Annotated in this window: 6 protein-coding genes and 2 pseudogenes; 5 read left to right on the top strand and 3 right to left on the bottom strand. The window is 52.2% G+C overall.

The window, feature by feature from the left end; genetic code table 11:
- A partial coding sequence (locus ACI77I_RS30645) for an Ig-like domain-containing protein (RefSeq protein ID WP_406999909.1) occupies nucleotides 1–1,897 on the bottom strand: 1,897 nt, incomplete at its 3' end.
- A gap of 727 nt (nucleotides 1,898–2,624) precedes the next feature.
- Here ACI77I_RS30645 and ACI77I_RS30650 point away from each other — a divergent pair.
- From ACI77I_RS30650 to ACI77I_RS30670, 5 genes and pseudogenes are all read left to right on the top strand, one after another.
- Nucleotides 2,625–3,387, top strand: a pseudogene (locus tag ACI77I_RS30650) (IS30 family transposase).
- Nucleotides 3,388–4,492: 1,105 nt separating this feature from the next.
- Nucleotides 4,493–5,353: a transcriptional regulator gene (locus ACI77I_RS30655; protein ID WP_406999911.1), complete on the top strand. Its 861-nt coding sequence runs from the start codon at nucleotides 4,493–4,495 to the stop codon at nucleotides 5,351–5,353.
- Complete coding sequence (locus ACI77I_RS30660; protein ID WP_406999913.1) at nucleotides 5,350–5,814, top strand: hypothetical protein; 465 nt, start codon at nucleotides 5,350–5,352, stop codon at nucleotides 5,812–5,814. Before ACI77I_RS30655 ends, ACI77I_RS30660 begins: the two co-directional genes overlap by 4 nt.
- 1,099 nt (nucleotides 5,815–6,913) lie before the next feature.
- A complete protein-coding gene (locus ACI77I_RS30665; RefSeq protein ID WP_406999915.1) occupies nucleotides 6,914–7,789 on the top strand; it encodes an EAL domain-containing protein in 876 nt (291 codons plus the stop codon).
- A gap of 1,391 nt (nucleotides 7,790–9,180) precedes the next feature.
- Nucleotides 9,181–10,521, top strand: a complete 1,341-nt coding sequence (locus ACI77I_RS30670) for an MATE family efflux transporter (RefSeq protein ID WP_406999917.1) — start codon at nucleotides 9,181–9,183, stop codon at nucleotides 10,519–10,521.
- A gap of 291 nt (nucleotides 10,522–10,812) precedes the next feature.
- Here ACI77I_RS30670 and ACI77I_RS30675 read toward each other — a convergent pair.
- Both ACI77I_RS30675 and ACI77I_RS30680 read right to left on the bottom strand, forming a co-directional pair.
- A protein-coding gene (locus ACI77I_RS30675; RefSeq protein WP_406999919.1) for an IS3 family transposase occupies nucleotides 10,813–11,948 on the bottom strand; the annotation gives its coding sequence in 2 pieces (ribosomal slippage) (nucleotides 10,813–11,696 and nucleotides 11,696–11,948; 1,137 coding nt in all).
- A 99-nt stretch (nucleotides 11,949–12,047) separates the two neighbouring features.
- A pseudogene (locus ACI77I_RS30680) lies at nucleotides 12,048–12,523 on the bottom strand (helix-turn-helix domain-containing protein); the annotation flags it as partial.

Below are 12,523 nucleotides of genomic sequence, written 5' to 3' on the forward strand. Positions count from 1 at the left end.
GGTCCGTGGCAACGACTCTTACATCGCCGTTGGGTTGTGGACTGTTGCTGGTGATCGGACCGTAGCTGCCGTCAGTGCGCACGGGGGTGGTGCCCGACGTCCCATCGGGAAAGATCACGTGAATCACACTGCCGGGTTCGGCCGCGCCGACGCCTCCAGAAATGCTGATGATGCCGTCCGGTTTGATCGTGACCAGCGGCTTTTCCGGAGTCAATGGAGCAGTGGTATCGACATAAGTAAGCGTGATGGGTGCACTACTATTACCCGCCACGTCGGTCAACGTAATTTTGGTATGACCGGACGACTGAGGCATGGCGCTGGTGATCGGGCCGTAGCTGCCATCTGCTGCTGCGACAAAACTCCCCGTGCTGCCATCGGGGAATATAACCACCACCATACTGCCCGGCTCAGCGGTACCCGCGACACCTGAGACACTCAATCTGCCATCCAGATTAAGCACCTCCGAAGATCCGACGGACATGACGGGATCAGAAGTATCAACGATGATATCAATGCGGGCAGAGCTGCCGACATTGCCCGCCGCATCAATGACCTGGACAATGACGTGATAGGTACCGTCGAGCAGGGGGTCATATTCCCAAGCCGTGCCGGTGACTATGGCCTGGTGCCAAGTGCCGCCACCATCCAGGCTGATCTCAACACGGTCGTTTGTGCCTAATGGCGCTGTCAGGGTACCGAAAAACGTAATTTTTGTGCCATTGGTAATGTAATCGACGCTGCTGATACCTGTATCGGGTGAGATCGAGGTGATGTTGATAATTGCGTGCTGCACCGTCGTATCGATTTGCAGCAATTGATTGGCTGTTTGCCCAACGTTGCCTGCGGCATCGATCACCCTGGCCACCACGCTGTAGCTACCATCGAGCAGCACGCTGGCGGTATTGTCGTAACTCCAGGCGGTAGCCGAAACGTTTGCCATGAACCAGGTGAGCCCGCCGTCTAGGGAAATCTCTACCCTCTCACCTACGGCCAGCGGCTCACCCAGCAGTCCAGTGATGAGCAGCGTGTTGTCACGGGTAATGAAATCAGTGCCGCTAATACCCGTATCATCGCTGACGCTCGCGATGCTGATGGTTTGAGTAGCGGTAGGAGGCCCCGTATCAATGACCACGACTTGAGTGCTGACAGCCCCGGGCGTACCTGCGGCACTTATAACCCGGGCCTCAAACAGATAGGTACCGTCGGCCAGCACTTGGGTGGTGTTGTCATAGGCATAAATATTTCCGCCCATCGACTGCGCGTCATGCCAGCTGGCCCCTCCATCCAGCGATATTTGAACTTTCTCACCCGTCGCAAGCGTGCCATTGAGCATGGTACTGACGACCAGCGTCGAATCATTAGTAATAAAATCGCCCGTCACGCCGTTATCAGCGCTTATCGCAGTGATCCGCGCACCCGCACTTGGGGTGTGATCGGTGGACGGGCTTGAGGAGCTATGGCCACCACCACCACCACCACCACCCGCCAGGGCTACTCCCCCAGCCAACAGTCCTGCGCCCGCCAGCCACCACCCGTTAAATTCAGAAGATGTGCTGTCAAGTAAAGGCTGAATACTTTCGATTTTTACAAAGCCACCTTGATCTAAAATCGGCTGCCCCGCCGCATCCAGGGCCGGCGTGACCAACCCTTGAGGGTCTTGAATGACCAGGGTGTTTTTGACGCCTTTGTGCAGCAGGTAAAAATCGTCCAGGGTAATGACTTCACCTGAACGCATCGAGATCACCAACGCATTACCTTGACGCTCTAGTGATGCGATGTCTTTGACGGAATCGACCGACAACTCCACTACGGAAGGCTCGGTGAGCGAGGCATGAAGACCGGAGACAGTGCTGGATGCATGGGTCTTTTTATTTACGACTGTGATCACTGCTTTCATTTGTTCGTCTCCAGAATCGGTCTATGCGCTAAAAATTAATTATCGCCAACGAAGACATAACTACCCGTGCCGTTAAGCATCTTATGACCTTCCTTGGTATTGATTGTTATTGTAATTTGCTAAATGCGAACTATTCGGATGACTCTGCAGATTGAACGCACATAGCCGTCGGACGAAACAATGGCACTAGTCATTGCAAACGTTTTGTAGAAGGCATACAGCTTCGGTTACCAGCTTCGGTTACGACCTGGGAAAAGGTAAATAAGTCGGTGCACTAGTTTTAAAGCGGCAACAACTTTCACCCATCCACGATCGCAGCATAACCCTTTTTTCTATTTTCCACTCCGACACCGCATTGAAAACTGAGCGGCCGACATCAATCCACCACCACTTTTCACAATGCGGCTCGAAAATTCATACGAATGAACCAGTTCAAAGCCCTTAATAATCATCTTAAATTCGTTGAATAGCTAACTATACAAGTCTCTCATACTAAGAAATAAAGGGGATGAGCGTCTTTCCATCATCTTCAAATTACTAACCTGGATGAATAATGGAGCTCAAGTAAACCGAGCAAAAGCACTAGAGAAATAGTTGTGAATATCTCGTTAATAGTTAGTTATCACTAGCCGGCGTTCGCCAAACCCCTGTCGAAATTATAATTTTATTCTGGGCGGCGGCAAAAACTGAGTGCAACACCTGACCTTTCCGGTACGGTGCTGCCCCTATGTCTTATTCCGAACTCAGCGCTGAAGAGCGCGCCACCATTCAAATAGGGTAATGCCCAAGGCTTCAGCCTGCGTAGGATCGCCTGCTTGATTACCCGATCCCCTTCGACTATCAGCCGGGAACTGGGTCGCAATCAAGATGCTTTCGACGGCTACTCGGCCCGCGTGGCCCAGCAGCAGATGCTGGCCCGCCGCCAGGTTTGTCGACCGATGCGAAGGCTGTTGCCGGGTAACGAGCGCTTCGAGTTGGTGGCTCATATGCTGCGTGAGCGTTTGTCTCCCGAGCAGATTGCGGGTAAGGCCAACGCCTCGTCCGTAGGCACGTTGGTGGAGCGCACCAGTGGCTACCTGATGCGGGTGAAGATGAATGATGCGACGGCAACCTCGGCGATGGAGGGCTTCAGTGCAGCGCTCAATGGCATGCCGCTGGCGGTGCACAAGAGCATGACCTACGACCAGGGCCGAGAAATGGCGCGGCATGCTGAAATCACCCAGCAGACCGGGGTGGCCATTTACATCTGCGACCCACACAGCCCCTGGCAGCGCGGCAGCAACGAAAACATCAACGGTCTGATCCGTCAGTACCTGCCCAAGGGTACTGACTTGTCGGGACACAGCCAGGAACAGCTGGATGCCATTGCCTTACAACTGAATATGCGACCCCGTAAACGCTTCGATTTCAAATGTCCGATCGAAATGATGAGTGAGGTGATGCAAAAGGCCATGGCTATGCGGCACGATACGCCCAATTCAATCCAATAGCCGTGTTGCACTCAGCTCCTGCAACCGCCCTGGCTTGACGCTAGCAACCGGCCTTACGCATCATCTTAAAATGCATATAAATAATCCAGCCACCCAAAGCGACTGGTACCGAACCATTTGCGTCGAACCTGACGCATCCTACTAAACAGATCCGTTGACGGCCCCGCCCCATCTCGCCCCCTGCAAGCTTCACACCCAGGCCTATGCGCACCAATCACCTATCATCTGCGCACAACCAGCGCCCTCCCATTAAGCTGCTTACGTCCGCCAAAAAAAAGACGAGGACGAATGAGAATACTGATCATTCCGAACCAAGAAAGCCCGTCCATCAGCAAAAGGCGCCTATGCACGATGAATATGAATTAATTTAAGGAAATCACACCTCATAAACTACTGCAATCCGTCAATCCCATCTATGATTGGGTCAGGCAGCGTGATTTGAAATTAACCAAAGTGATGTACCCAGCAAGGAACGGGGCCATTAAAGACAGCATTGAGTAATTCGATACGAAATGGTACGCACTGGAATTGACTCGCGTGAGAGCTGGTTTTTTAGCTAGTGGGGCACGCCAGTAGCTCAGCCTTACACAGTGAAATTTCAAGCGCTTACAAAGGATCTGTAATGCATGCAAAAGACCGCGCATAAATCTGAAAAAATCCTGATGAATTAATGATGCAGGAAAGATCGAGCAAAACGATATATTCGCGCTTGGCCCCCTGCGATGTTGAGCATGGACAGGTACTTTTTTCTGCGGATTGAATGACATATATTTGGACGCTGGCTGCCCGAAGTGTTTGTTGCCGAACTCCTGCATTATGTACGGTTAGGTTGGCTGTATAGGATACCTTGGTAGCACTAAAATTTTATGCATTCACTTGTTACTATAGCCCGCGAAAACGACGGACGTAGTTTATATACGTAACATTCACACGGATGCCCTATTGGCTTTTAAACCCGAATCTACTTTCGGCCCAATTGAACCGACGAAATAATGACGCCCCTCTTGCTTTAAACGGGCTCTGATAATGATCAATACAGTTTATGACGCCTGGCCGGATCGGGCCATAAAGGCCTAGTATCAAATATGATATAGGAGTATACGCAATGTTCACGGCTGACAAGCACCTTCCCCTCACTACAGAGCCAAAATCATGCGACTATTTCATTACATTTCTGGATGGGCGGCAGAACGCAAAATTCACACCGTCCAAGCACCAAATAGTGGTTCAAGATGGAACGGGGAGCAAATTTTTTGAGCTTAGCTACACCTCAAGCCGGATTTTGGAGCTACTAATTCTCAATGCAGATGTGATTGTAAGCCGCGAAGAGATTTTTTCATTTGCTTGGCCGCGCCGCGTGGTTGGGCAGAACAGCCTCAATCAGGCGATATCTAACATTCGCGAGCTGTTTCACGATGATGACCTGCGGGCAATTATTCAGACCTTCCCAAGACGTGGCTACCGGTTTAATTCGAGCTACCTCAGCAAGGAGCCGGAGCACGCCTATTTCGTTGACATGCAGGACGGACAGCCGTCAAGCGCTCCTCTGCCCCTTCCGGTGACGCCCCAAATTTATTCGACGTCGACGCCGTCCAACGTCACATTAATCAATTACATATTGGCGGCCTTAGTAACAGTTCTCCTGGTGGCATTCATGTGGCGCTTTGACTGGGTACTTGCCGAACAAGAGGGGCTTTCGGTGCTGGAGGAAACAATGGGGGATCTGACGATTTTTTACTTGTCTGAAAGTGAATCGGAGCTGATTCTAATAAAGAGCCTTATGCAACCGCTACGCTCACGCTTGACCGATATGATAACGCAGCCGGAAACCGTGATATTCAATCGCATGCACAGCTTTTATGAAATCACCTGCATTGATCGTGGCACAGGAGTTCGTTTTCTGAGTATTCATAAAAAGCAGCTCAGTGCGATTACGGACGCACAACTGAAGGAGTGCCTGGAGTGAAGCTCCTCACCATTAGCTTACGAATGACACTCATTGCCATCATTGTGTTGCTTGCCGCCCTTCATGGCATCTACTACGCACTTTCGCAGAGACCCATTTTTCAGGGCATTTATTTTGCTTCGGGAAAGATCATCGCCAGCAATGGAGAAGAATTATCCGCAAATCAGCGCCTGCAGTCGCATGGCCAACAAGTTCATCAGTTTGAGCAGATCAACGAGGAGAGCCAGAAATACACCTTAATGCTGCTCAGCAGCTTTGCCGGTAGTGGACGGTTCATCATCGATAAGTATGAAGCAAGCCAGAAGAAAGCGCTTCCCGTCGATCGAGATATTTCCTTTAACCAAACATTCCTCTCGACAGCCATGTCGGAATTGACCCTGTACAAGCTGAACAATAAAGGCGGCAGCTTGTGCTTCTACCTAAAAGAACTTAGCTCGGTGCACTGTTTTGGCCCCGAGTAACCTTATGGAGCCCCCAGCCGCTGGGCGCTGGGCGCTCCACGGCATGGCGCATGCTTCAACGCGTGCGCACAGAAAAGCTATTAGGGTAGGGATGCGTACGCGAAATACCTCACCTGTTCCAATATTTTGGATTTGACCCCCTACCCGGCGTAAAGTTAAATTATAGACATTTTAATAAAAAGCGAGCACGCTAACTGATTGAATTAGATGTGCTCTTGGGCTATTCCATCACAATGAATAAAAGGTGCGACCTAGAAGTGCTGCCGGCCCAATTAAGTTTCGTAAAATTGGGATTTGAGGCCTCGCGACATCTCTACATCATCCGCTCAGAATTAATCAAGTTTAAGAGTCGCATCACCGATTCTCTCAGCATCCGCCCAAACGCCCCGCAGCGGTTCGTTGGCACGCCGCTCTAGGCGCTAAATGCTGAAAGTTTTCGATCAACTGCCCACGTAATGCTTTGACCTGTGCAAAGTGACACTGATAAATGAACTGACTTACGCATTTAACTGCGAACGCCGGGCTTACGTGGCGACTCAAGCGTGCTGCCTGCCAGAGTCTTAATATATGTTCTAATTAATTGGCTATGTCATGAATCTCCTGAGTTTTCTAGACACTCTCCAGGCTCGCTGGACACAGTGTAGCGGGAGCATTAGTGAATCAAACCCAATTCACACTGATTGCGCTAAAGGTTTTTGCGCTCGCACCTATAATTGATTTTAGGCTGGGATCGCCAAAATGTAATTGACACATACTCAGTACGGATAATTTCGGAGAAATAGTTTCTTGCCCTTGCTCTCCTAAACAGCAAGCGGCGAGATGTAGGGGAAACTACATGAAATGTAAGACACCTCTCGCTCTGCTGGCTGACGGATGGTCGGCGCTTATCTCCGCACTGCGCATTAGTGCCCCCCCCCCCCCGGCTCTGCGCGAGCCCCAACTGAACCAGCCTCTCCTCTCAAACGCTGCCGCTTGGAACGCTTTGGCGGACCTGCACGGGCGCCTGCTTGCAAGTGTGCCATGCACTCCCGAGTCTCACGTGAAGCACCGTATCCGTATTCCAGTTCAAAGTACTTCGTCCTCAAGATCAGAATCGACCATGAAATCTAATCGTGTGCCGCCGCTCTTTCACCGAGTTCGGTTCCTTTTTCCCTTTATTTGGCTTCAACGAGCTGTTAATGCCATGTATTACAAATACCTTTTTTCTGCGTCCGATTTTCTCAAAGCGCTGCACCGCAAGGAACTCGCGATTCACTATCAACCGATCGTGGACATGCGCTCGGGTAGGTGGCTCGGAGCGGAGGCGCTGCTGCGCTGGCCTTCCAAGGGTGCCGATTTTCATCCCGAGGTCATTATCTCGGTACTCGAGCGAGCAGGTTTGATGCCCACAGTCACCCGCTGGATCTGCCAACAGGTTGTCGAGGATTACTGTGAAACCCTGTGGGCCTGTGATGATTTTTACATCACCATCAACCTTTGCGCCGACGATGTTATGGATTCGACATTTCCAGAATTTATCAAGCAACTGTTGTCAGAACACAAACTTTCGGCATCGCGTTTTGCGTTTGAAGTGACCGAGCGCGAAGCCTTAAACAGCCGCAAAGCGGCCATTCAACTGAACAGGTTGCGAGCTCATGGCCACCTCATTGTGCTCGACGACTTTGGTACCGGTTACTCCAATCTTGCGTACCTGGATCAGTTTCCGGTAGACATCATCAAGATCGACAAATCAATGACCCTGCGAGCAGATAGCTCTGCGGCAAACATAATTCTGTCTCATGTACTGAACATGGCCAAAAAGCTTGATATCGATGTAGTGGTTGAAGGTATAGAAACGGGGCACCAAGCTGAACGCATTAGTGCCTTGGGCGCCCGTAAAGCGCAAGGCTGGTTCTACTCTAAGGATCTTCCCGCTCATGAACTGGCTAGAGCGTATTTTTCTATGCCCCACCGTAGTTTGTACGATGTGGTGTAATCAGCTGGCGGCGAGAGGTTTGGGGGCCGCGTCAATCGATGGTCGGTGACTGTAGAGTTTTCGTAGCAGCCAATACAGCGGCAGTTACGCCTCTACAGGATAAAACACTGGCCGCATTGAGCCGCCACTTCGCCCCCTTGGCACACTGCATGCTGGGATGTCGGCACGGCGAGCACAGGCAATCGGATGATCGCAGACAACTACTTCATACCCCATAGCAAACGATTAATTAAAGTAAACCTCTGACCCGGCGCTTTTCGCTAGGTTTCGGGATAGCAACGAGCGCTGTGACGGCGACCCTGCGTGATTTACGCGGGCATGATTCATCGTGAAGTGTTGTGCAAGTGACGAAAATTAGCTGCTTTCGTTACCGTTTTTAATAGCGATGTGTAGACAAGCTAACTACGCCCCGTTGTCTGGGAATGACTAGTCACGAACCTTCGGAGGCTACGTATGAACACCAGCTCTGCGATGCGCTTGAAATACCGTCGAATGATCGCGAGCGCTATCCCCACGAGGCCGATAACCATATTTTGAGCGCGTCGGATCTTCTTACTGAATTACGTCGTTGATCATTGCTCGAGCTCCAACTGCCTGTCTGTGGGCTGTGTCAAACCCTTGCTACAGCACCTCGATGCTAATCCGGCTCAAGACCTTGCCATTTAAAGCGGCCAGAACAACCCCTTCAGCGCGCAGAGCCTAGCTCAGCGATCGGGCTGGACCGATAGCTTGTCATAGCTTGCCAGCCTTAGCGTAGATTGCCCGAGATAGATTCGGTATGGAGATTTTTTTAGTGCGGCTGCAAAGCGCAGAGTATTCCAAGCCACGTCGTTGGCAACCAATGCAGCCCGTAATCTTCTTTTTCAACGTCGAGCTGCTGTATCGCATTAGCAGAGGTATTCATGAACACCAAAACCGCTTACCAGACCAATGCACAAGGGCTATATGTCGGCTTGGTCGAGATTTCAGCCTCATCCATAGAGCAGGGCGCCTTTCTGTTAAAGGCAGGTGCGTCGCAGTGCCGCCGCCGGCGCACTTTGCGCCGTTCAAAGTAGTCGGCTGGGCTGGCAGCGCTTGGCAGTTGCTCGACTACTTCTAAGGCCTGATCGTCTACTATACAAAACCCCGCAAGCCGCTGACTATCACCTGTATCGGTCCGATTCCCAACGGCTACACCACCCAGCGCTAGAACCGGATCAGCATTGGCAAAAGGATCGCAGGGTCGACGACCTGCACCCCCAACTGGCCAAGCTGTAAACCGTCAAGTTGGCGCTGATCAACGTCGAGGTCCAATTCAACTCACTCCCCACTCATGCCATATCAAGCTCTTGCGAGCGCAGTCCTCCTCGCAAAGCCCTCATTCGCTTTCTCATTTCTCCAAGGTTGAAACTATGGCTGAAGCTACCATTACGCCGCAAAACGTACCCGCAACTTACTGGCGTTACACGTGGCCCACTGTCTTTGCCATGTTGGTCAGCGGCGTCTATCAGATCGTGGATGGCATCTTCGTAGGTCACTTCATGGGCGCAGATGGCCTGGCCGCAATCAATACCGCATGGCCTTGGATCGGGTTAATTGCCGGCGTCGGCCTGATGATTGGCACGGGCGCTGGGATCCATTGTTCGATCGCACAAGGTGAAACACATCTGCAAAAAGCACGTCAGTTCATTGTTCATGCCCTGTGGCTGCTTCTGCTGCTGGGTCTTCCCATCGGCGCAATGGTCACTGTCTGGGGCGAGCAACTTTTGTTGATCCAAGGAGTCGAGGCCACCGTATTGCGTCACGGCTGTGACTACCTAAGCGTTTTCGGGTGGTGCTCGCCATTAATCATGGCCAGTCTGGCGTTGCCCATTCTGGTCAGAAACCTGGGTTCGCCTATGCTGGCCACCTGCATGCTGCTGACCGGAGCCGTAGTCAACGTGTTGCTCGACTACGTATTTATCGTACTCTTGGAATGGGGCCTGGTAGGCGCGGCATGGGCCACCGTGGTAGGGGAGTCGCTCTCGGTCATCATCGGTGCGTGCTTTTTATTTTCCCGAGCAAATCCGCTGACCTTGTACCCCGCAAATCTATGGATTTGGCCACAATGCACCTTGTACCGGATCATCTCGGTCAGCGGCTTTTCCAGCTTGCTGATGTATCTGTATGCCGGCTTCGCCGTGGTGCTGCACAACGCTGCCCTGATGCATTATGGCACCACATTGCATGTGGCTGCTTACGCTGTCACCGGTTACGTCATGACAATTTACTACTTAGTAGCTGAAGGTTTGGCCACCGGCATGCAACCGATGGTGAGCTATTTTCACGGCACAGGCCACCCTGCCGCTATCCGGCAAACGTTCATGCTAGCTCTGCGTTGGGTAGTCGGCACCGGCGTGGTATTCGTGGGACTGATCGTTACGCTGCCCTATGGTTGGACAGGCATTTTTGTTAGCCCTGAAGACACTCCGCTGACCCAAGCCACGGTGCAGGCGCTGCAACTGCATCTGTTTGCGTTGTTTATCGACGGCCTCTTGGTGCTGGCCGCCGCCTATTTCCAGGCCATTAACGAAAACAAAAAAGCCATCGCAATCACGGTGCTGAACATGCTGATTCAGGTGCCCGCACTGTTTGTGCTAGCGCCGTGGCTGGGGGTAACCGGCATATTCCTGACCCTACCGATTTCCACGGCCATTTTGGGGGTTTGCGTCCTGGTCATACTCAAGCGACAGCTTGACACGAGCAGAGTGTAGCGCTGCGGCCAACCTCGGCTTGACCAACCGGGAGTGCGAATGCATACCGACAGGAGCGGAACAGCCCCAGGCTCGGAGTTTTACGCTAGCGGTATTCATTAACAGTTATATAGCAGAGATGAGCCAAGGCCGTGCACGGAACTTCGTCTTGCAACACTCGCTTAAGATTGCCGACTCACAGATATGCTTGCGTAAAACGACAGAGCAAGTACAAGATTCTCATGCTTGGGACATAAGCCCTCACTGACTAACGAAATGGACTACCCCCGCTCCCGTAGACATTTTCCAGCCTCAAAGTGAGGCACTTTCAAAGGCCTCAGGACTGACGCCGCCCAGGTGACTGTGACGACGCGTTCGGTTGTAAAACGCCTCAATGTAATCGAATACGTCGGCACGGGCCATGTCCCGGGTTTTGTAGATCCTCTTGCGGATGCGTTCTTTTTTCAGGCTACTGAAAAAAGACTCAGCCACGGCATTGTCCCAGCAGTTTCCTCGGCGGCTCATGCTCGGCTCAAGGTGGTTGGCCAGACAAAAACGTTTCCAGTCATCGCTACCATATTGGCTACCCTGGTCCGAATGCACGATGACTCTGGTTTTGGGTTTACGGCGCCATACCGCCATGAGCAGCGCGTCCAGCGCCAGCTCCTTGCCTAGCGTTGGCTTCATTGACCAGCCGACCACCTTGCGAGCGTAGAGATCCAGTACGACAGCCAGATATAGCCATCCCTGCCACGTTCGGATGTAAGTGATATCGGTCACCCAAGCCTTATTAGGGGCATCGACAGTGAAGGCCCGGTTAAGTCGATTGGGGGCAATGATCGATGGTCTGCCTTTGATTGCGCGCGGGGCTTTATATCCTCTGAGCGCCTTGATTTTATTGGTGCGCATCAGTGCCGCGACACGGTGCTTGCCGCAACTTTCTCCAGCCTCGCGCAAGTCAGCAAACACCCGCCGTGCGCCATACACACCTCGACTGGCCGCATAGGAGTCGCGGATCAGCCCTAACAGCCGACCATTCTCTTTTTCGCGGTCAGAAACAGGCTTGTGTAGCCATTGATAGAACCCGGCACGAGCAACTTGCAAAACCCGGCACAGCGTAGTGATCGCGTATTGATGCCGATGCTCGTTCATAAAGCGGTATTTCACTCGGGTTCCCTGGCGAAGTACCGCGCTGCTTTTTTTAATATGTCGCGCTCTTCTTCCAAGCGTCGCATTTGGGCTCGCAGCCGCAAAATCTCGCTTTTGGCTTCGAGCAACTCGCTGGCCTGTTTCTCGGTTTTGTCAGGCGTCACGGCTTTGACCCATTTGTAGAGGCTGTGGGTCGAAACGCCGAGGCGCTCGACTGTTTCCGCAACGGAGTATCCGCGTTCAATAACTTGCCTCACGGCTTCTGCCTTGAATTCCGGCGTGAATCGTTGGGTGCTCATAAACTTCCTCCTATGCTCAAAGCATAGGCTGGAGATGTCTACGATGCCGGGGGCAGTCCATTTTCTGCTGCGCTACTCGTTTCTTCTCCTGAACCAAGGCTTCGAGCTTTTTTAGGTAGTCGTTTTCCATCCGCAACTGCTTCACTTCAGCAAGCAATTCATCGCGTGAGCGCGACTCGTCATCGGGTGAGTTGGGTTGAACAGGAGGAATGGAGGTTGGCATTTTTTTCGGACGTCCGGCTCTATCAGGCTGCTTGGTAAGGGCATCAAAACCGCCCTCATCATAGCGGCGTTCCCAGAGGCCGATGATGTCGAATTTACGGATATCGAACAAGGCCGCCGTCTGTCGATAGGACAGCTGCTCCTCACGCATACGCTTCAAAACAGACAGTTTGAAATCGTTGCTGTAGCGCTGCAGCCTTTTCTGTTTCAGCCCAGCAGCGCCATGTACCTGATAGGCCGCAACCCACTGGCGAAGGGATGAAAAGTCCACATTGTGACGGTGTGCAACATCCCTCAAACCCGCGCTACCGGAACAATAATCCTGCACTGCTGCGAGTTTTGCTTGCTCTGTG

The sequence above is a fragment of the Pseudomonas sp. D47 genome (genome assembly GCF_045447305.1).
Classification (GTDB): domain Bacteria; phylum Pseudomonadota; class Gammaproteobacteria; order Pseudomonadales; family Pseudomonadaceae; genus Aquipseudomonas.